This window comes from Streptococcus catagoni, assembly GCF_011421425.1.
Taxonomy (GTDB): Bacteria; Bacillota; Bacilli; order Lactobacillales; family Streptococcaceae; genus Streptococcus; species Streptococcus catagoni.
This window is the reverse complement of record NZ_WPCW01000004.1, coordinates 1-21,156: the sequence shown is the minus strand read 5'-3', so window position 1 is coordinate 21,156 and position 21,156 is coordinate 1. Positions and strand designations below refer to the sequence as shown.

Genomic DNA, 21,156 nt, shown 5'->3' with positions numbered 1-21,156 from the left:
CTTATAACTTAATTGATAAATTAGCAATGTAGTCTGATCCGTATTGACTCAAACGATTTTTCTCATCTCTAGACTCATAAAAATCTATCATAGCAAAGCCATTTTTCAATTGTCCCTGAATTTGTTCTTCAAGGGTATGGCTAAATTCATAACCATATTGAGGGTCAATCCTTAGCTCACCTGCTTCTTCTAATAACCTGAAATTAAATGGTAGGCTGTATTTTAAGGTCAATTCTTTTTCAGACTGATCCCAGACCTCATCGCTATCATACATATAGACCCAGGGGTTCATGTACCCAATCATGAGTAGGCCGCCTTTTTTAAGAACCCGATAAGCTTCACTATACATATTGTCCAAGTCTTCAATATAGACATTTGATACAGGACAAAACACAATATCAAAACTATTATCCTCAAATGGAAATGTCTTGGTCATGTCTGCTTGAATCGTTTCTATGGCTAAGCCTTCTCGCCTTGCTATTTCTCTATCTTTTTCCAATTGAGATTCTGAAAAATCCATAATGGTTGTATCATAGCCATGCATGGCAAAGACTGCCCCTTGTTGACCTCCGCCGCAAGCTAGACCTAGGATCTTATGGCCTGCTGCTTTTTCAAACCAAGCTAATGGTACTAATTTCCCAACAGTAAGTGCCACTTCGAGTGCTTTGTTTTTCAAGCTCTGCAATTCTTCATGACTATAGGGAATAGTGTAAGGATTAGCCTGTCTAGTTGACACCCTATCCCAGCGTTCTTGATTCTGTTCAATGTATGTTTTCTTTCTTAGTCTCCTTGGGAGGTTAGACTAGAAGACAACCTCCAGATATATTTGTTTTCATGTAAACGCCTCCTTTCGTAAAATTACTTTCATTATAGCATGTTATATAGTGACACACCATCACTATAGTGGAACTAAAGTAAAAGCCCCCTTAGTAAGGGAAGGCTTTGTTATATCAACTAAGAATTATTTTCTAACATAAAGATGATTATCATCCTCACCACTCTGGCCTATTACAATAGTATCTTGGCTATTTAGTTTGGCATTATGCGGGTTAGCCATATTGGCTGGAATAACAATAAATGCAGCTCCTCCACCACTTCCATCAGCTGAACCTATGTTACCAAAGTAACATCCTGAACCTACACTATTCAATGAAATCATTACAGGAGCATTATTAGAATTTGTTGTTACTTGTCCATTTGATGCAATAACTACAGTCTTTCCTAAATCATTAGACCAGGTTCCAGATACTGAACTAAAATCACCAGCCGAAATCTAGACTCTTCTTATCTTTAAGATGCCCTAACTGTTCAAAGAGGATATCATATTAAATTTTCCCCCACGGTTCTTGTAAATAGGTTTCATAGGCTACTATATTAACTGACAGAGTGATCTCCTTACAGTTTTCTTATTTTATAAAACATCCATTAACTATGTTTTTCATACCAATCCAAAGCATCTTGCTCCATTTGTTTGACAAAGGCATCTTTCCCATTACAGTAAGCATCGATGTCATAAGGATATGTCTTGGCTAGTTGACTTTTTAGTTGACTATAGTCCCTACTTACAGATGAATGAGTTCTCAGATAATCCCTAAGTGCTAGGTGGCGTTTAATATCATTCTGATTCGATTCTTCAAATACATGAATATGATGTGTTCTCAAATCTCCCCCCTTACGGAAAAATCGTCTGCCTGGTATCCCATTTTCCCCCAAAGATTGGTAACCCAGTGCCTCAAAATTTGGAATGACACTGTCAACGTCAGAAATCTTTTTGACAACAGGCATGATGTCAATAATTGGCTTTGCAGCTTGGCCCTCGACTGAGGTACTGCCAATATGGTGGCAAGCCAGTAGACTCTCGCCAAGGATGGCTTTAATTTTTTCTTCCTCAAGTAGGTAATCCTTTGCCCAAGTAGAACGATAAGGTACAACTTCAATCCGCATCTTTATCCCTTTCCCAATGATCTTTTTTCCTTAGTGTATCATAATTATAGATTGATTTGAAAAGAAAAAAAGACAAGTCTAAAAATCTTGTCTTTGTTGATTTCAAGTCATTTTAAACAGCTATTAGGAAATTGATCTCACAAAAGAATCCCTTGTGCTACCTACAGAGAAGACATACTTATGACCTTGTGTCATACTGTGGTAGAAGCCCTCGCCATCATAAATTTGGAAGGCCTGCATGCTATCACTATCATCATCTGAATAAATGAAATGATAGTAAGGATTATTAGCAAAAATTATTCTCAACTCTTCATTATTTATAGGACGTGCCAAGCCTTCAATACGCACAACCTGAGTGAGATATCCATCCTCCACCATAGTGGTCAAAGCAATCCGTTCATCACCCATTAGTTGTTGGTAAAAATGCGTTTTAGGACTTGTCATGAAAAATATCCCTTCTTCATTAGCAGCAACAATATGAGCATGCCGTGCATGTGGCTTCCCATCCTTGTCTACTGTCGCAAAAATACCAACCTCCATGTCCTCAATCAACTGCATCAATTCTTTAATTTCCATAAGCCATCTCCTGTAAGCGCTTTTATTATAGTATAGCAAATTCTTAAGAAAGATGTTAGAAATAAAGTTGATTCATTAGTACTTAGCTGAAGCATAAAAAGACAAAGTCTCTGTACTGCACCCCAAAAGTGAGACAAAAAATCAGGTGTTTCTTGGTCTCAACTAGCAAATAAAATAACTTCAAACAATAGAAAATACAGGTATTTCAATTCTATTTTTAATAAGTAATTTGACCTAAAATAACAGTCTTCTTTGCACCTGTTACTGAGGGTAAATTTGATGTCTGCCTATGAAATGTCTGATTACCTAAAATAACAAATGCGATGGCTTCTTTAGAATCACTGGAATAGCCTTTTTCCTCTTGAGTGAAGACATCAATATCCTTCAAATAATACTTCAACCAATTCATCAAGGTGATATTATGCGAACCACCTCCACCAACAATTAGTTCACTTATTTCAGTATAAGGTTTTATATATTGATTATAGTTAGAATAAATAGAAAAAGCAGTAAACCAAGTTAGTGTCGCAATAATATCTGCTTTTTTATGTTCTTTATATTTCTTAATTAACTTGCCGGTGAAGTCATCACCAAACATTTCTCTACCAGTTGTTTTGGGTGGAGCTATGGATAGATAAAAATGATTTTCTAATTCCATTTTCAATTTTGGAATAATATTTCCAATTTTTGCAGTTTTACCATCTTCATCAAACTCTTTTCCAAATAAGAGATGCATGGCTTCATTTATCATCATATTCCCAGGTCCTGTATCAAATGCATAAACATCTTTTGATTCAGAGTTTTTGGGTATAACTGTTATATTACCGATTCCTCCAATATTTAGCAAACTAATACCATGAGTTGAACTATTGTAAAGTAGGTATTCACTAAAAGGAACTAATGGTGCTCCCTGCCCACCTACAGACATATCCCTAACTCTAAAGTTTGAAATAACTGGGCAGCCACAATTCTCTGCAATTACTGATGGTTCTCCTAATTGTAAAGTGCTTTTTATAAAATCATTAGTATCTTCTGGCAAATGAAAAAACGTTTGTCCGTGGCTTGCAATAAAACCTAATTGATCTGTTTCTATATTTGCTTTATTACATAATTGAATAACACAGTCTGAGAAAAACTGTCCCAACTCAAAGTTTATAGAACACAGATCATCTAATTTTGACTCTTTTTTCAATAGAATATTTTTCAGCCTTACTTTTAGAGATTTAGGAAAAGGAAAAGTTGAAAAATTTAATTCTTCTATTTTTGTATCACTGTTCATTCCTTCAATATCACATAAAACAACATCAACTCCATCTAAGGAAGTTCCAGACATAATACCTACTGCTTTCATACTAAATGTCCTTCCCTTTCAGTTTTAATGCCATATTATGGGAGTAAAGTAAGTGATTCATTGTATTTTCAACATCTTGTGATGCAAGACCTAAATATAATAAGTCAGTCAGAAAGAATGACGAATTTCGAGATGTTATTGCTCCCAACCTAATTTCTTTTTCCACATTAGGTATAAATAAATTATAGTCACATATTTTTGATAATTTATTATTTTTTTGATAACTAGTGACACTAACTGTTTTTGCACCTTTTTCATTAGCTATCTCAGTAGCAAAAACAACCTCTTTTGTTTCACCAGAATAAGAAATAGAAAATAATAGATCATTTTTTGTGATATTTGAAAGGTTTGGTAATAAGGAATGGATATCAGGAGAGAATACTGCAACTTTGCCAATTTTAGAAATTTTTTGTAAGAAATCAAAAGCTATTGTGGCACTGGCACCAACTCCACATAGAAAAATTCTATCAGCATTTTTAATTTCAAAAATAACTTTTTCAATGATCTTTTCATCTATTAACTTAATTGTATTTTCAATAGAATAGTCATTAATTTTTTTATATTTCTCAACTAGGGACTCAATAGTATCATTGTCCTGTACCATAATGTCGGGATTAGTTTCTTCTTTAGGTTCTGTTTCTGCTTTTGCAATTTCAACCTTTAGTTCTACAATTCCCTTATAACCTAGTCTTTTCGAAAACCGGTTCCACGCTGAGGATGACGTCTTGGTCAAAGAAGCAAGTTCCATAGTATTGCTATTTAAAAATATGTTTTTATTCTCAAGTAAAAAATCTGCTATTTTTCTGTCATTTCCAGAGAGTTGATTTTGTAATTGACTAATCTTAAATATTAACCTATTCATTCTCATTATCTTTCTTTGCTAGTAAATAAGCACCATAAGTAGCACCTTGTTTTGGTTCACCAATTTGAATTCTTGAATCTAAATGTTCCTTAAAAGGTTTTTTGATATATTCTTCCGATTTCCATACACCCCCATACAAATATAAAAGAAGTGAATGACCTTTCAAACTTGCATTAGCCAAATTAGCCAGTTCTATACCTGCTTCTTTCATGATCTGAATACATTTTCTATTACCATTTTGGCAAAGCCACGTTACATCCTTAGCCATCTTAGCTACTTTTGTTCGATTTATGATTCCATTATCAAAGATATAATCATTAATATCAAGTGGACATTCAAGTTGATATTTTTCCAACATGTAATAATAAAGTTCTGTTTTTTCTCCTCTACCATCAGATTCACATGCAAACTCTTTTAAAAATCTTTGACCGATCCAATAAGCACTACCTTCATCACCAAAGCAGTAGCCCCATCCGCCAATTCTAGAAAAATCTTCTTGATATGTTAAACAAATTGATCCTGTACCTGCAATTAATAAGGAGCCTTTTCCTTCAATACTACCAAGTGCTCCAAGCAGAGCAATCTCAGCATCATTTGTAATTCTGTACTTGTATTTTTGCCCAAAGATTTCTTCTAAAATTTTATCAATAATATGTCTATTTTTTTTACTACCGTAGCCTCCAAGACCTAAAGAGATAAACAATGATTGTTGATTGATACTATATTTTTCAATAAAATAATTGACTCCTGAAAGTATTATATTTTTAATGTCATCAGTAGATTTTTGTAAAATATGACAACTAGGTTGAAGGAGGCTTTCAATCATTTTACCATTATCTTGAAAGAGAGTGAACTCAGTTTTTGTTCCACCTCCATCCACACCGATAATATAATTCATTTATTTTGCCTAACTTTCTTTTAATTTAAACTTTTGCCAAGGCTTTATTTCATCAAGAATAAAAATTTCATCTTCATTAATTCTTCCAACAACATTTGTTTTTCCTGAATTTTTCATATCTTTCAGGGCTATTTGAAGTTCTCCAGCATAATGACCACATTCACTACTTTCTATCAATACATCTCCACGTCTAATAAGGTCTGGTGTGTTCAATTTTGCAAAATGATGTCCTTTATATTTTACACGACTTTGAGTTGATCTAATAAAATATTCGTTTATATCTCCTCTATTGAAATGAAGTTCATCAAATAATATTGATCTTTCAACTTTAGGTAAAGCTGTAGTACAATTCATTTTTAAAGTTGGCAATGATAAATCTAAATTGGTTATACTTTTTAGCTCTTCTTCACTAGGATAGCAGTTTGAAATAATGATATCATCAATAACATCCATTGCTAGTAAATGTTGGATTTGTACTTCCAAAGGTAAATTTCGATGTTTTTCTAGAGTTGGAAGTCCATCTGAGACTGGCCAAGGACCAAAAGCAGATTTATTTTGACTTGTCACAAAGGCTGATGTTCTCACTCCATATTTCATAAAATTATAAGTTGTTTTTTTGAAAAAATCTACCTTCAAACCACTATAATTATGGGGATAAAAGTTATGACTTGCGATTACATTATACTTATTAGGGCAATAGTCAAAAATATTATCAATCATATGACTGTCATTACTCATATTTATTTCAATCTTTAAACCAAATGGATTAAAAGTCATCAGCGCTTCTTCTGCGCCACTAAAAGCCGCATCTAATCTAAGACCATCAGCTTCTATATCTTTAAAAAAAGATAAATCATTATATGAAATTCCAAGTTGCTCAAAAATTCGTGGTGAAACATCAACTATTATCTCAAAACCATTTTCTTTTGCAAATGCATTAATTTCTTTTAATTTAGATACAACTATATCAGCATCATCCCCAATCTGTAACAAGGAAGTAAACACTTTACTAAAACCAATTTCTTTTGTTTTTAGAATATATTTTTGCATATCCTCTAAATGACTCTTCTCTGGATACAAAGAAATTCCTAATCGTCTCATATTAATTGCCTTTCTAAACTAAAACTCCTATAAATTTTTATAGGAGTTTGAACCCCTCTTGGGGAATTTAAGTTTCTTCTGATTCTTGAGCTAGCAATTGATTATCATAAATTCTAAAGAATGGATAATACAATACTGTAGATAATACTATTAAGAAAATGCTTAATACAATAGCTCTCAAATCATTTCCTGTTGCTAAATAAGCACCAATTGGTCCAGGAAGTGTCCAAGGAGAATTAGCTACAATTTTACTTACCCAGCCAAATGAAAGTGCACAATATGAAATAGCAGCATTTAGTAGTGGGATAAAAATAAATGGCAACATCAAACTTGGGTTAAGAATAATAGGTGCACCAAAGATAATAGGCTCATTAATGTTAAATAATGCTGGTACAAATGCTGTTCTTCCTAGAGTTTTAGCATATTTTGATTTAGATACAAATGCTAACAAAATAGAAAGTCCGATTGTAGCTCCTGCTCCACCCGTCCAGATGAACCATTGATAAAATGGCTCTGGTGCAACATTACTAATTTTTTCTCCAGCAACCCAAGCCGTGGTATTAGATTCTAGTAAAATCAACCAAATTGGTCGAGCTAAAGATCCAACAATTGACATTCCATGGATACCAAATGCCCAAAAGAACTGAACCAGAAAGACGATGAGTAATACTGATGGTAGTGAATCTGTGGCTGTGATTAATGGACTGATTATCTTAGACATAATACTATGTAAGTCAATTCCAATAAACATAGTTATTGAAGAAACTACTAGTAAGATGATCACAGTTGGGGTTAAAGACTCAAATGATCTTGCTACTGATTCTGGAACCTGTGCCGGCATAGAAATTTTAAATCCACTTTTTTGCGTTAGACGATAAACTTCTATTGCAAAGAATGCTGCTAGTATCCCCACAAACATACCAGCAGAGCCAAGATTGGTCATTGGTAAAACAAATCCTGTTGGAAGTTGCGTCATAAAATCAGATAGCTCTTTATTTTTTTCTGCTAATTTTTGAAGACTTGGTGTAAGAACAGGTATCATGCGAGGAATTATGGTTAACAAATAAGCTAACTCTGCTAAAATTCCCCCAGATAATCCATCCAATTTATAGGATTTAGAAAGTGAATAACCTATTCCAAACACTGCATATAGAGTCATAATGTACATTGACATCCTATATGGTAGTAGTATTTTCAACTGATTTGCTGCAACAAATTTAGTAATCGCCCAATCTTTTGGTAATGAATTTGGTAAAAATGCTATTACCATAAACATTGAGGCAACAATTATTAATGGTAAAGTAGCTACAATACCATCACGAACCGCTCTCAGATGTCGTTGTTCTCCTAATTTAGCCATTGGCGTAGAGAATTTATTATCAATAAAAGCTGTTATTTTTTCAAACATGATCATCCTCACTCGTTAATTAATAATATCTGTTTCTTGCTTAATTTGTTTTAACAAGAATTCACCACCTACTGGAGAATATCCTTGTGGTTTAATTTGAATAATCGGAACATCAACTTCATCAGCTTGTGATTTTAATACGTCAAATCTATGTCGGATTTGTGGAGCAACTAAAGCTAAATCATACCCATTTCTAACTTCCTCTTCAAATGCTTGAGTTCCAACTTCTTGAACTTTCACATCAATATCATGCTTTCTAGCAGTGTCTTCAAGAGACTTTGCTGCAATAGCACTTGACATTCCACCAGCACAAACTAATAAAAATTTCATAATAGATCCTCCTAAAATATGATATTGTATCTAGCTACAAAATAAATTAAAACAAAAACGACACAAAATGTTGTTACCTTATAATACCTCCTCAATGATTTATTATTTATGGTTATTGGAAGTTGAGAGATTATAAAACTACTCAATAAGGAATAAATAATAATTGAATTAATATGAAGAAAGTTCAAAATAATAGGTAATAAAATGGTGATAAATAATAAGGATAAAAAAATTATCATTGATATTTTATAATTAAAAACAATTCCAAGCTTTTCATTTGCTTCGTCTTTATTCATCATATAAAGTTATTGAATTTTCCTTTCTAATTCATAGAGTCTTTTTGAATTCCTGATAAATACTTCAGCTAAATTTCTCACCTCTATTGATGTCATCAGATGGTCTTGTGCATGTACAAATAATACCGTTACATCATGATGTTTTCCAGATGCTTCTTCTTGAATCAGATTCGTTTGTATTTGGTGAGCCTCCTTCAATTCACTATCAGCCTCTTTTAGTAACTGCTCAGCTTTTTCAAAGTTTCCCTTCTCCGCTTCAGAGATGGCTTCATAAGCTAAGCCTTTTGCATTACCTCCTCTACTAATTATTGTGAAAATCAATAATTCAAAATCTTGCATTAACTATTCTCCTCAACTATTGGTCTTATATGGCCATTATTTTTAGCTATTAATTTTATAGATTCTTCGTAATTTACATTTAATAGTTTCATTACTAAAGCAGCTTTTACACTCGAATGAGCTTCTTCCAGAAGCTCTTCTGCTTCACTTTCACTAATATTCATAATATCAACTAACATTCTGACTGCTCTTAATTCCAATTTTTTATTAGTAGCCATCACATCAACCATATAGTTACTATAAACTTTCCCTAGTTTAGTCATGACACAAGTTGAAATCATGTTTAAAACAAGCTTTTGAGACGTACCAGCTTTTAACCTAGTTGAACCTGAAATTACTTCGGGACCAGTAATTAATTCAATAGGATAAGCTGACAATTTACTAATTTGACTGTTTCGTGAGCAGACTATACAACCAGTGGATACTCCTAATTTCTGAGCAAATTCTAGAGCTCCAACAACATATGGCGTACTACCACTAGAAGCCAATCCTATTAAAAAATCCTTTGAAGTGAGATTAATTTTTTGTAAATCACTCACTGCAAATTCTTTGCTATCTTCAGCACCTTCAATTGCATTTTCTAAAGCTTCTTTCCCACCTGCAATCAAACCAACTACAAGATTATTTGAAACCCCAAATGTTGGTGGGCATTCCGAAGCATCAAGCACACCCAATCTTCCTGAAGTGCCAGCACCAATATATATTAATCTACCACCCAACTTCATAGATTCTGTAACTTTATCAATTAATTTAGCAATGTTAGATAATTGATCTTCAACGACAACTGGAACAAGCTTGTCTTCTTGGTTTATTAACTCAAGCATTTTTATTGTTGAAATGTTATCAAAATCTTTGGTATTTGGATTTCTGAGTTCAGTTTCTCTACACTCCTTAGCCATTTAAAACTCCTTTGTTAACGTTTACAAAAACATTTTATATTTTGCGAACTTTTTTGTCAATACTTTTTGAACAAATTTGATAAAAAAGTTTACTCGTCCTAGATATATTTATTACTAAATCTTATTTTCATGTAAAAAAAGAGAGAACAAAATTTGTTCTCTCTATATATTAGGATTTGGCTACCCCCTGCAGTTGACAAAAAAACAAGGTCTAATAGCCCTGCCTTTTCTCTATTCTATACCTGGAACTGGGGTTCAACTGGCACGTCCGTGAGGACACTGGATTTTGAGTGCTATCGAATACTTTTTAAATTCAACAAACCTTGATTTAACAAGGTTTGAGTTTTAGAAATTAACTTAAAAGCTATGTGTTTTTGAGATTTTAGTGATTTTGGAGTGACTCAATTCACTTAGAATAACTTAGCGATATGATCAATTATTCCAATTATTAATCCACAAAGAGAAAACAACAACCACCAATAAGAATGAAATAAATTTATTAGTTTATCAAAACGTTCTCCTCTTCTTTCAGTATCTCGTTTTTCAATCTCATCATACTTGAAGTTTCTACGCACCAATCATCTTCGAAATTTTTTCCAAAAAGTAGAAACTCTGTTGTTACACCAAAAACTACAGCAATTTGTTCAATCTTAGCTAAATCAGGGGTTACTTCTCCTCTTTCCCTTTTAGATATTGCTTGTCTACTAATAAAAATTTTCTCCGCAAGTTCATCTTGAGAAAAATTATTTTCTTTTCTTAATTTTACAAGTTGCTGTGAGAAAATTAACTTCATTTTGTACCTTTCTTTACTACCAAATATGTTGAATAGATAATAACATGTAATAGTTTAACATTAAAGCACTTTATAATTATATCAAGCAACTGTTGTTTGATAATAACTTTGTGGCTATTCTTAAATGAGAGTCTTTACTACTCATTTAAATTATTTTTTTGTGTATAATTAAAGGATTTACTTTTTCTTAATAGTAAGAATATGAAAATAATCACCAAAAAACTAGCTATTATTGACATTTCCCTATATATCATGGGTATTTTTTCTGAAATATTTTTTTGAAAACCGATAAACATTATCAGTACACCAGGAATTGCTATATTAAGAATTTGTGAAATAATATAAAATTCTTTTAATTCATTTTCATTTAAGTGAGTCTGTGTGTAGTTATTTTCAACAATCCCAGATATTGTTTGACCAATTGCTAATAAAATATAGCTAAATAATATCCCTAAATAATCTCTTGCATAAGCAAAAGTTAATAAATAACCCAAATAGATTACTGAAGAAAGAGAATATACATATGCATATTTACTAATTGTTTTGATAAAACTAAATAATAAACTTGTAACCAAAAAAGCAATAGCTAAAAAAGAAAGCGAGTAAGAATAAAGTACATCCGATATCCCTAAATTTTTTGTTATGAAAGACACCTCATAAGTATCGAAAACTACTCCTACACTACCTAACAATGTTGTAATTAGAAGCATAAACAGAATTATTGGATTTTTAAAAATATCACTTTTCAATAATGTGCTATTTTTATTTTGAACAGTCTGGGTTTCATATTTGCTTTCACTCCTTAATGGAGGTAGTAATGTTAATGACAGAGCACCTAAAAATACCAGTCCTCCATATATAACAAACAAAATTTTAGGATGAAAATTTATGAATATTCCAACAATCAATGGGGAGACAAAATATGAAATTGAGCCAATACTAGTATAGACTGAATTAAATTGAATTAAATTGTTGGTAGAAACAACTCTTGGCACTATAGAATAAAGTTGAGCATTAAAAAGTATATTCATTATTTCAATAGCAAAGACTAAAGCTAAAATAATAATATTATTATTAGACAGAGACAATGAAATTAACAATATCGCTTTAGTAATTTCAAGTATAATTAATAATATTTTTGGAGAATGATTTGCTATTAAATTTTTTAATTTAGAAGAAAATAACGCAGCTAAAACCTTCACAAGCCAGAAATACATTATTGCTTTTAAGGAGACTTTCGACAATAAAATATTTAATAAAATCGTATAACCATACTCAGAAATTAAAGAAATAAATCTATTAGTGTATATTGAAAAAATAAATTTTTGCTCTGCCTTGATATTTATTTTCCTAAACATTTTTCTAACTCCAACAAACAGTTTTGAACGAATTGGAAAAATAAATAAGCATTATCTTTACCAATCATGGGATTGTATTCAACAATATCACAAAAAAATACTTTTCCCGTTTGAATTATCTTATTAAGATAAAACAATAAATCTATCATCTGAATACCGCCAATTAAAGGGTACGACACAGAATCAAATACACTTGGGTCTAGAATGTCCATATCAATTGATAGATAAATTTTTTCGATACTTTCTAATTCCTTTTCTAACATAGTTAAAATGATATCTTTTTTAAATACTAAGTCAAAACTTGAGATCATAATAATATCTTTATGTTTCATATTTGGGTCTAAAAAGTTTCTTTCACCTAAAATAATTATTTTTTCGTAATCTTCTATTAAGAAATTTAAAAAATTCCAGTTTAAAATTTTGCCACTCTCTTTTTCATAACAATCAACATGTGCGTCAAATATAATAAGACAGCTACCTTTAGAACTAATATTTACTATTTTACTTATATAGTAGGTCGATGTGTGATCACTTCCAAGAGCAAAGTTAAATTTATAGTGATTAAATAACTCACAAACCTCTTTGTAAGAATTTGTTTTTAGATTTGCTATATCAATAGAAACTAGTTTATCTTTACGTTTTGAATGTATTTGTGATTGTTCGTAATATTTAATTGGTTCGAATCGTGCTCCAGGTATTCTACTACCTGTATCATTTTTTATACATAGAATATTCATATATGTTTTTTCATAGAAGTAGGTAAGATACCTGTGATTTTGTATGCTAATTTACACTCTTGAATGTCTGGGCTTCCTATATCTCCGCTAAAAAATTCACCCCTACTTCTACAACCTCCTTGACAAAAATAATTAACTGGACATTCACTATAATATCTACATCTAACACCTCTTATATGGTTAAAAAATGTAGAATCATTCCATATTGTGGATAATTTTTCACTAAAGATATTTCCACCACAAAAACCACTAGAAGATAATGTAGGACAGAATACAACATCCCCGTTAGATCTAATATATACATATGAATTACCGGCTTCACAATAATAACTCCCTAAGTTAGAACTTTCTACTGTCACTGAACTACACTGTTTTTGAAACCCCTCAATCTTTGTTATTGTATTAATATATTCTTCATCAGTAATAGATAAAAAATCATTTCTTACAAATGGTAAAAATCTATCATAAATGAAAGGTGTATTTAATTCCTTTGATAATTCTTGAAACTTATTAACCCCGATAATATTTTTTGAATTCAAGACTACATTAATGCTTACAGGAACATTACTGTTTTTTATTGTTTTAATATTTTCTAGGGTTTTTTTATAAGTTCCTCTCCCCCTAATATAGTCATGACTCTCGGCATCCCAACCATCGAGACTTACCTTAAATTGTATGCCATAATATTTGTCAATTAACAGTTTTACCTTTTGAGGAAGTCTTACTGCATTTGTAAATATTACTATTTTCATACCCATCTCAAGAATCTTGCTTAAAATCTTTTCTATCTCTGGGTATAGGAATGGTTCACCACCTGTAATATCAAAGTTAACGACTCCCATATCTTTTGCTTGGGAAATAAGGCTTTCAACCATTATATAATCTATATTTTCTTCATATTCCCCTAAATAACAGTGTTTACATCTTAAATTACACTTATTTGTAATTTCTAACTGTATTGTTTGCAAAGGAATCTTAGCATAAAATTCATTTATTTTTATAAAATCTCTTGTTAAAGGAATTCGATTATCTTTGCAAAATTTTTCAACAATCTTTAAAGATTTTATAGATATTGACGAATTATTTGTATCTTTTTTATTGAGTAAAAATAAAAAAGACATATATATTGGTTTACTAAGAAAATATTTTCTATTTGTCTCATTATTATAAATATAACCAGTCTCTGAAAATTTATTATAAAAAATAGATAAAATATTGTTCTTTCTCATAAATATATCCTCAAAATTCTAAAAAATAATGGGTAATTCTTCAGAATTACCCATACCTACTCTAGCTTATCCTGTAGGAGGACAACGACCTTTAAGCTCATCCACTATTTCAGAAGAAACTGAAGGTTTAATTTCCATAATATCAATTGATATTCCTTTTAGTTCAAGTTCTTCTTCTGCTAATGAAATTGCTTTTAAAGCTTCACACATAGGTAATACTCCTTTCTTTATTTTAATTTATAGCTTTAAGAAAACTAACCTTAGATATTCTTTTTAAAAATTCATTTGAAACAATCAAATATTTATTCATTTGATTAAAAAATCAATAAAAAAACATATTTTATATAACAATTTATAAAATTTATATTGAAATTAATGCCTAATATGTTTTAAAAATTTTACATACTAAAATCACTTTCTTGTTAAAAGCTCTTTTAAAGAAAATCTCTTTATTTCTTCTCTATAATAATATCCAAATATTGGATCATATTCGTCAAGGTTGTCACTAATAGTCTCTTTTAACTCATTAATCTTATTGTTAAAATCATTATCTAGTTTAATTTTTATGATATTTCGTTTTTCCTTATCACTAATAGCAAGTTCGCCACCTAGTATTAAATTTAAATCATCTGAACTTAATGTTTCTTTCTCTAGTTCAAATCTTACTATTTTATATAAAAGAGCCGTTAAATTTACATTATTTATGGCATCAGAATAATATGGATTTTTTTCAGCCTTTTCTAAAATATATCCTGCAAGTAGTCGATCTTCTATTTTTTTATTATTCCCAACCATCTCGTCTAAGGTCATCTCAAGTGCTGATGCTATGAGTACCATTGCATCTCCGGTTGGAAATGTAGAACCACTTTCATAATTTTTTATTGTTGATAAGCTTGTGCCAACTATACTAGCTAATTTTCTCTGACTTAACTTTTTTTCAACTCTTTTTACTTTCATATTTTCTCTAAAATTAGTTAAAGCCTCTGAATAGTCATATAGTTCATCGTTTTGTGATTCCATTATTTTCTCCTATATGGTTAAAATTTTGACCTTTTAGTTGACTGGGTCAAAAATATGTCCTATAATGTACTTGTGGTTAAATTGTTGACCACTTTGTAAGTTATTGCCCACATATATTGTATCATATTCTATTATAGGTGGAAAGAAAGGAGGAAAAGCATATTGATTACAAGTTAATCTCAAGTAAAACAGGCAAATCAGTATCTACAATAAAGAAGTGGCGTTTACGAATAGAAAAGCTTTCAGGATATAACTTCAAGAAAGCTAAACATAAAGTAAGTCGCTATTCAACACAAATCTTTTATAAATTTACTGATGAGGAAGTATCTAAGTTTATTGAAGTGAATCTTCTGGTTAATAAGACTAATAACTTAGATCAAGCTATCAAACAGGTTTGGGGTGACCTTGAAACCCAGCTCGAACAAGATTCAAAAGAAATGATTAATGACTTAAGAAAAGACTTTCAAGCTTATCAAAAGAAAAGTTTAAGCTTGATCCAAACTCTTGATCAAAACAATCGTTTCTTATCGCAACGTCTAACCACTATGAGGGAACGGTTAGATCAACTAGAAGAGGAAAAAATAAAGGATTCCTCTCAAAATGGAAAAAATAGAAAGAAGAAAAATTATGAGTTTAAAGAACACAGATATTGCCGTTAAAAATTGGGAAGAAAAAGATTACCAATTAGTCGAAGTCCAAGAATGGTTTGAATACAAAGAAAATGAACGAGAACATGCTGGTTGGAAATATGTTATTGTACTTCCACGTTTACGTTATGAGAAAGTTGCCGTTAAAATACCTAACCCAGATGGTGAAGTTCCATTTATTTCAAGTGAGAAGTTGGCGGAATTAGGTTCTGCTACTGTTACCTTCACTAATCTTAATGTCGGTATGTATACTCGTACTGCTAAGAATTCAGAATTTGTATTACTTGAGTTAAGTGCAAAGGCAGATGGGATTTCATTAGCTAAAGAACCTACTAAATAATCTAAGATTTTTCATGTGAATGCGGAGAGTTCACTCACTACGAGCGAGACGACGAAGTCATAGCTCGTAAGGGGGTGAGAAACGTGTCCGCATGAGCAACAATGGAAAATCTTAGATTGACTTTGTAAAGAGTTTTCTATGATTTAATTTACCCAATGCCCAATTGTGACGGGCACACCATTCAGGGCTTGTCGACAGAATGGTGTTGTAACCCAATAATACCAATGCTTTCAGCGATTTTCGAAAAAACAAGAATCCTTGAAAATCTTGGGCAAATTGATGGGTAAATTAATGGGCAAATTAAACTAATTTGCCCAAGAATGATAAAAATTTTCTATAGAAAGGAGATAAATGAGTCGAAAAAGAACTACAACTTATATCTTTGAGCAACAATTGCATGCGGAATATTGGGATTGGGAAGATGATAAAAAGACATTTTTTTCCGATTGGGAAAAAAATAAAACTGAAATCTTTCAAGAAATTCACCGTCGTATTAAAACCCTTGAAGAAGACATTCCAGCAAAGGTCGCTTTTATTGTTCATGATAAAGATATCAAGAATGGTATTAAGCCTGTAGAGCCTCATATTCATGCTTATATTGAATTTGCTAGTCGTAGAGACCTATCGGTATTAGCTAGTGCTCTTGGTCTCCTACCACAATATATTGAACCAAGTGGTCAAGGGAAATATGGAAAGGTAAATTCCAAAGCCTATTTAATTCACGCAAAGAGTCCAGATAAACATCAGTATGCCCCTAACGAAGTGGAAACCTTTGGAACATTTGATTATGAAGCTTTCATTGAAGATAACAAAGCAGACTTTTCTAAACGCTATGCCGTTGCAAAAAGAGAAAAATCAGATGAAAGTCTAGATAAAGTCTTCCAAGAAATCATTAATGGTAATATAACAGAAGATGATATCTTTGCGGATGAAAAATTAACTTTTCTTTGGTCTTATAATCAAACAAGACTTGATGAAGCATTTAGAGCCTATGGTAAGATTGCTTCCAAACGAACTTTAAGAGAACTTGAGCATGGCGAGTTCAAACCTACTATTATTTATGTACATGGATCTTCAGGAATTGGTAAAACAACTCTAGCACTGGAAGTGATTAAAGAGATTATTAAAAGAGCTAAAGAACAAGGTCTCAACTGGAAAATGTATAGTGCTGGTGCTAAGAATATTTTTGATGAGTATTTTGGTGAAGAGGTTATTCTCTTAGACGATCCAAGATCTGACAGTTTATTACCTGCAGATTGGTTAAAACTTTTAGATCCGCTTAATAAGTCTTACCTATCAGCTCGATATAAAAATAAATTGGTAATTGGTCGGCTGATTGTAATTACCAATTATCAATCTCTAAAGTCTTTCTTTGGAAAGATTCAAAATGAAGATTTAAACCAGTATATCAGGCGGTTTAACAACGTCCTAGAGATTTCTAAGAAAAAAGGAAATCACGATATAGACAAAGATAGATTCTACAATCTATCAGAAATTAAAGAGTTAAGTTATAAGGATTATTACCAAACAAGATATGATCAAGAAATTCAATTACACTTTGGGGAAGAAGATATCTATTGCACCGACAATAAAGCAGATTTTATTAATCGTGTTTTAGATGAACATATTCTTCCTCGCATTTTACCACAAATAAAAAAAGCGCATCCAAATCCCGACGAAGAAAAAGGAAACGCTTAGGACAAGCCGAGGAGCTGGAACTCCTCAACCTGTCCTTAATTATACCATAGTTATTAAGGAGAATACACATGATAGCAACCGTAACAAAAGATGATTTAGTAGCCTTAGGCTTTTCAGAAGGAACCTCACGTTCTATTATTCGTAAGGGGAAACACCTCCTCGTTCAACGTGGCTTCTATGTTTATGACAATAAACGTATAGGAACAATACCTGCAACAATTGCGGAGGAATTATTAGATTTAAAATTATCCTCTAAGGTATAAAGTCATGGCAATACGTAAAGCAAAGAATGGTGGATGGATTGTCGACGTCAGTAATGGCGTTGATCCCATTACCTTAAATCAACGAAAGATTGTCAGAAAAGGCTTTAAGACAAAAAAAGAAGCAATTGAGGCTGAACAATATATTCGAGGTGTGGAATTAAAATCAAAAATTTCAAACGGACGAATCACTATCGACATATTATATCAATTACTCAAACAAGAAGATGTTATCAATCATAGAAAACAAAGTTATATCAATACTCAAGATAATAATTATAATCGACATATAAAAGATTATTTTTTAAAAGTAATAGACGTCAGTAGACTAGATTATGATGATATCTATAAGTTTAGAGAATACTTACGAAATACAATTGCCCAGAATAGTAATGAGCCACTTAATCCAAATACAATTAATAAAATTATTGTACTTCTTAAGAAGATACTTGATATCGGTATCAAAAAAGGTTATTACACAAATAACCCTATTAAAATGTTAAAGAAACTTCCAATTACAAAAGCTCAACTTAATTATTGGTCAATCGAAGAATTTAAAGAATTTCTGAATTTATTTGAATCAGAAGAATATAATTATCAATTATTATTTACTTGCTTGTTCTTTACTGGAATGAGACTTGGCGAAGCCTTAGCATTAACGTGGAATGATATTGACTTTACTACTCAGACAATTCACATTACAAAATCCATATATATTAGCAAAGGTATTAGCTACTTATCAACCACTAAAACTAAAGCAGGAATGAGACGTATCACAATACATAAAAAACTAAATGACGAGTTAATAGATTGGAAAAAGAATCAATATAAACTACTTGATAATTTTGTTACTGGTGATATAAATGAATTACAGTTATTCCAGAACTCTCCAATTGTGATTACTAAGAATGCGACTGAGAAGTTTTATAATAAGATATTAAAAAGAGATCCTAACCTTAAAAGAATTAGGATCCATGATTTTAGACACTCTCATGCTTCTTTACTAATCAATCAAGGTGAAGATTACTTAGTAGTAAAAGAACGCTTAGGACACGCTTCTATAACTACTACAATTGACACCTATTCACACTTATACCCGTCTAAGCAGAAGAGTTTAGCAGATAAATTGGATAATTTGGTATAAGTAAGTTAGAAGTAAATGTTATAATAGAATAAAAATTCAATTGAGGTTAAATATGTCTATAATTACATTTTCAATTTGGCAATTAATAAAGCAAAATAATAATAATGGTTTAAGATGGATAGTACCCAATAAGCAAGATTTCCCGACTGAATTTGATGAAAATTTAGATTCTGTAAAAGGAATAAATCATGTAACAATTTCCAATAATAATGACTATTTCTTTTTGACTGTTGAATCAGGAACTCTAGAACCTAGAGATGAGTATGTTATTGATAAAACATCTAAAATGAAAAGAAAAAATCCTAAAAAGGAAACCGAAATTGAATTATTAAAACAACTATTTGCATTCTATGATTATAAAACAAATTTACTATATTTGTCAGATGTAAGAAATAAGAAAATATTCGAAGATATTATTCATGAAATTACTGAACAAAAATTTAAGCTTAAGGGCATCTACGAAGATAAAGAAACTTTTCTTGATTTATTGAGCAATGTTGAAGAAATAAAGTTCACGTCAAAAGAAGATTTATTCTCATCAGATTCAAAAAAGCGCAGTTCCTTAATTGATTTAGTTGGTACATCAGAAATTACAGATTTAACATTAGATATAAAAACCAATTCGCATCAATTTAACCCAATAAATTTATTAAAAGACCTAATGACTGAGGAGAGAGAGTATACTCTAAAAGGTTTATTAATAAGGGGGAAAGACGAGACAGGATTTGAGCATGTATACAATCAACAAACATTCATAAAAAAGATTATAATTGACGCTGAAAAATACTCCGGAAAATATGACTCAGAAGAAATCAAACTTAACCTTCAAAAGAAAATTGAGGAATTAAAAGATGTTACAGTTAAGCAAAAGAGATAAGATTTTATATGGTATTATAATCACTATCTGTCTAATTATATCATATTTTTTTAAAGGAATATTTTATATTAGTAATGAAGCTATAATTAATATCTTGACAGTAATTATTGGTTTCATATTATCTGCAATTGCAATTATATTTTCCTCTTCTTTACGAACGGTATTATATGATCATAAAACTAAAGGATATGAATCTCTATGGCAGAAACTCATTTCTATCTCTTTTAATACTTTTATATTTAATCTTCTCTTTGTTACATTTGTTGCAATACAGCCAATATGTTTCCCAAGTTGGATTATTATGGGATTATTCATGAATGCCATAATTGAATTAATCATTGTAATTGATATATTATTTAAATTACTCTCTATTGAAATCATATAAACAAATATTATAAGTAATTTTAAGTAACTTTCCACAATAAATTTTCTAACAAAACAAAAAAGACAAGGTCTAGAAACCTTGTCTTTAATAGTATACCGGCGGCCGGGGTCGAACCGGCACGTCCGTGAGGACACTGGATTTTGAGTCCAGCGCGTCTGCCAATTCCGCCACGCCGGCATTTAAAATTTTCATTTAAAACTGGGGTAGCTGGATTCGAACCAACGCATGAGGGAGTCAAAGTCCCTTGCCTTACCGCTTGGCTATACCCCAATAAAATAGGCGAGTGATGGGAATCGAACCCACGAATGTCAGAGCCACAATCTGATGTGTTAACCACTTCACCACACCCGCCATATTCCAAACACGGGCAGTAGGAATTGAACCCACACTGAAGGTTTTGGAGACCTTAGTTCTACCTTTAAACTATGCCCGTTAGGATGGAAAGAGAGGGATTCGAACCCCCGAACCCGAAGGAGCGGATTTACAGTCCGCCGCGTTTAGCCTCTTCGCTATCTTTCCAAAAAATATTAAATTGTTATGGCGCGAGACGGAATCGAACCGCCGACACATGGAGCTTCAATCCATTGCTCTACCAACTGAGCTACCGAGCCAACTCTACATAACTTATGTATATTGCGGGAGCAGGATTTGAACCTACGACCTT

General features: G+C 31.6%; 24 protein-coding genes, 6 tRNA genes and 1 pseudogene. 6 read left to right on the top strand and 25 right to left on the bottom strand.

Annotated features, from left to right (window positions below; translation table 11 throughout):
• Position 1 precedes the first annotated feature (1 nt).
• The 19 genes and pseudogenes from HBN42_RS07605 to HBN42_RS07520 all read right to left on the bottom strand — a co-directional run bounded on the left by HBN42_RS07605 (position 2) and on the right by HBN42_RS07520 (position 15,141).
• Positions 2–736: a class I SAM-dependent methyltransferase gene (locus tag HBN42_RS07605; RefSeq protein ID WP_328804292.1), complete on the bottom strand. Its 735-nt coding sequence runs from the start codon at positions 734–736 to the stop codon at positions 2–4.
• A 225-nt stretch (positions 737–961) separates the two neighbouring features.
• Entirely contained in the window at positions 962–1,159 is a 198-nt protein-coding gene (locus tag HBN42_RS07600; RefSeq protein WP_165994460.1) for a hypothetical protein, read from the bottom strand.
• Positions 1,160–1,204: 45 nt separating this feature from the next.
• Positions 1,205–1,273, bottom strand: a pseudogene (locus tag HBN42_RS10335) (DUF6287 domain-containing protein); the annotation flags it as partial.
• A gap of 152 nt (positions 1,274–1,425) precedes the next feature.
• Positions 1,426–1,944, bottom strand: coding sequence for a GrpB family protein (locus HBN42_RS07595; protein WP_165994459.1), 519 nt, complete (start codon positions 1,942–1,944; stop codon positions 1,426–1,428).
• 123 nt (positions 1,945–2,067) lie between these two features.
• The gene (locus HBN42_RS07590; protein ID WP_165994458.1) at positions 2,068–2,520 is read right to left on the bottom strand and encodes a pyridoxamine 5'-phosphate oxidase family protein; all 453 of its coding nucleotides are present in this window, start codon (positions 2,518–2,520) and stop codon (positions 2,068–2,070) included.
• A 217-nt stretch (positions 2,521–2,737) separates the two neighbouring features.
• A complete protein-coding gene (anmK, locus tag HBN42_RS07585; protein WP_165994457.1) occupies positions 2,738–3,871 on the bottom strand; it encodes an anhydro-N-acetylmuramic acid kinase AnmK in 1,134 nt (377 codons plus the stop codon).
• Position 3,872: 1 nt separating this feature from the next.
• Positions 3,873–4,739 (bottom strand): MurR/RpiR family transcriptional regulator, encoded by an 867-nt coding sequence (locus HBN42_RS07580; protein WP_165994456.1) that lies wholly within the window; start codon positions 4,737–4,739, stop codon positions 3,873–3,875.
• Positions 4,726–5,631: an N-acetylglucosamine kinase gene (locus HBN42_RS07575; protein WP_165994455.1), complete on the bottom strand. Its 906-nt coding sequence runs from the start codon at positions 5,629–5,631 to the stop codon at positions 4,726–4,728. Before HBN42_RS07575 ends, HBN42_RS07580 begins: the two co-directional genes overlap by 14 nt.
• A 9-nt stretch (positions 5,632–5,640) precedes the next feature.
• Positions 5,641–6,732 (bottom strand): DUF871 domain-containing protein, encoded by a 1,092-nt coding sequence (locus HBN42_RS07570; RefSeq protein WP_165994454.1) that lies wholly within the window; start codon positions 6,730–6,732, stop codon positions 5,641–5,643.
• Between the two features lie 67 nt (positions 6,733–6,799).
• On the bottom strand, positions 6,800–8,140 hold the full coding sequence (locus tag HBN42_RS07565) for a PTS sugar transporter subunit IIC (RefSeq protein ID WP_165994453.1): 1,341 nt from the start codon (positions 8,138–8,140) through the stop codon (positions 6,800–6,802).
• A 15-nt stretch (positions 8,141–8,155) separates the two neighbouring features.
• Positions 8,156–8,470, bottom strand: a complete 315-nt coding sequence (locus HBN42_RS07560; RefSeq protein WP_165994452.1) for a PTS sugar transporter subunit IIB — start codon at positions 8,468–8,470, stop codon at positions 8,156–8,158.
• 305 nt (positions 8,471–8,775) lie between these two features.
• On the bottom strand, positions 8,776–9,105 hold the full coding sequence (locus HBN42_RS07555) for a PTS lactose/cellobiose transporter subunit IIA (protein WP_165994451.1): 330 nt from the start codon (positions 9,103–9,105) through the stop codon (positions 8,776–8,778).
• Positions 9,105–10,004 carry an N-acetylmuramic acid 6-phosphate etherase gene (gene murQ / locus HBN42_RS07550; protein WP_165994450.1) on the bottom strand — a complete coding sequence of 300 codons (900 nt, stop codon included), beginning with the start codon at positions 10,002–10,004 and terminating at the stop codon, positions 9,105–9,107. The genes HBN42_RS07555 and murQ overlap by 1 nt, the downstream gene beginning before the upstream one ends.
• 499 nt (positions 10,005–10,503) lie before the next feature.
• Positions 10,504–10,797, bottom strand: a complete 294-nt coding sequence (locus HBN42_RS07545) for a helix-turn-helix domain-containing protein (protein WP_235925355.1) — start codon at positions 10,795–10,797, stop codon at positions 10,504–10,506.
• A gap of 137 nt (positions 10,798–10,934) precedes the next feature.
• Entirely contained in the window at positions 10,935–12,155 is a 1,221-nt protein-coding gene (locus HBN42_RS07540; RefSeq protein ID WP_165994449.1) for an MFS transporter, read from the bottom strand.
• Positions 12,140–12,892, bottom strand: coding sequence for an arginase family protein (locus tag HBN42_RS07535; RefSeq protein WP_165994448.1), 753 nt, complete (start codon positions 12,890–12,892; stop codon positions 12,140–12,142). The genes HBN42_RS07540 and HBN42_RS07535 overlap by 16 nt, the downstream gene beginning before the upstream one ends.
• Positions 12,889–14,121, bottom strand: a complete 1,233-nt coding sequence (locus tag HBN42_RS07530) for a radical SAM/SPASM domain-containing protein (RefSeq protein WP_165994447.1) — start codon at positions 14,119–14,121, stop codon at positions 12,889–12,891. Before HBN42_RS07530 ends, HBN42_RS07535 begins: the two co-directional genes overlap by 4 nt.
• A 66-nt stretch (positions 14,122–14,187) precedes the next feature.
• Positions 14,188–14,331 (bottom strand): KGR family RaS-RiPP peptide, encoded by a 144-nt coding sequence (locus HBN42_RS07525; protein WP_165994446.1) that lies wholly within the window; start codon positions 14,329–14,331, stop codon positions 14,188–14,190.
• Positions 14,332–14,532: 201 nt separating this feature from the next.
• Positions 14,533–15,141 (bottom strand): helix-turn-helix domain-containing protein, encoded by a 609-nt coding sequence (locus tag HBN42_RS07520; protein ID WP_165994445.1) that lies wholly within the window; start codon positions 15,139–15,141, stop codon positions 14,533–14,535.
• Between the two features lie 137 nt (positions 15,142–15,278).
• Between HBN42_RS07520 and HBN42_RS10120 the strand changes: the two genes are divergently transcribed.
• The 6 genes from HBN42_RS10120 (at position 15,279) to HBN42_RS07490 (ending at position 20,107) form a co-directional block, all read left to right on the top strand.
• Positions 15,279–15,800: a hypothetical protein gene (locus tag HBN42_RS10120; protein WP_235925356.1), complete on the top strand. Its 522-nt coding sequence runs from the start codon at positions 15,279–15,281 to the stop codon at positions 15,798–15,800.
• Positions 15,769–16,128: a hypothetical protein gene (locus HBN42_RS07510; protein WP_165994625.1), complete on the top strand. Its 360-nt coding sequence runs from the start codon at positions 15,769–15,771 to the stop codon at positions 16,126–16,128. Before HBN42_RS10120 ends, HBN42_RS07510 begins: the two co-directional genes overlap by 32 nt.
• Positions 16,129–16,479: 351 nt before the next feature.
• Positions 16,480–17,826 (top strand): Rep family protein, encoded by a 1,347-nt coding sequence (locus HBN42_RS07505; protein WP_165994444.1) that lies wholly within the window; start codon positions 16,480–16,482, stop codon positions 17,824–17,826.
• A gap of 68 nt (positions 17,827–17,894) precedes the next feature.
• Complete coding sequence (locus HBN42_RS07500) at positions 17,895–18,089, top strand: DUF3173 family protein (RefSeq protein WP_165994443.1); 195 nt, start codon at positions 17,895–17,897, stop codon at positions 18,087–18,089.
• 4 nt (positions 18,090–18,093) lie between these two features.
• A complete protein-coding gene (locus tag HBN42_RS07495) occupies positions 18,094–19,230 on the top strand; it encodes a tyrosine-type recombinase/integrase (protein ID WP_165994442.1) in 1,137 nt (378 codons plus the stop codon).
• Positions 19,231–19,282: 52 nt separating this feature from the next.
• Complete coding sequence (locus tag HBN42_RS07490) at positions 19,283–20,107, top strand: hypothetical protein (RefSeq protein WP_165994441.1); 825 nt, start codon at positions 19,283–19,285, stop codon at positions 20,105–20,107.
• A 478-nt stretch (positions 20,108–20,585) separates the two neighbouring features.
• Here the strand turns inward: HBN42_RS07490 and HBN42_RS07485 are convergent.
• The 6 genes from HBN42_RS07485 to HBN42_RS07460 all read right to left on the bottom strand — a co-directional run bounded on the left by HBN42_RS07485 (position 20,586) and on the right by HBN42_RS07460 (position 21,103).
• Positions 20,586–20,669 (bottom strand) — tRNA-Leu (locus tag HBN42_RS07485).
• A 21-nt stretch (positions 20,670–20,690) separates the two neighbouring features.
• A tRNA-Gln gene (locus HBN42_RS07480) sits at positions 20,691–20,762 on the bottom strand.
• Between the two features lie 8 nt (positions 20,763–20,770).
• Positions 20,771–20,843 (bottom strand) — tRNA-His (locus HBN42_RS07475).
• 11 nt (positions 20,844–20,854) lie between these two features.
• A tRNA-Trp gene (locus HBN42_RS07470) sits at positions 20,855–20,925 on the bottom strand.
• 5 nt (positions 20,926–20,930) lie between these two features.
• Positions 20,931–21,011: transfer RNA gene (locus HBN42_RS07465), tRNA-Tyr, on the bottom strand.
• A gap of 19 nt (positions 21,012–21,030) precedes the next feature.
• Positions 21,031–21,103 (bottom strand) — tRNA-Phe (locus tag HBN42_RS07460).
• Between the last annotated feature and the right edge of the window lie 53 nt (positions 21,104–21,156).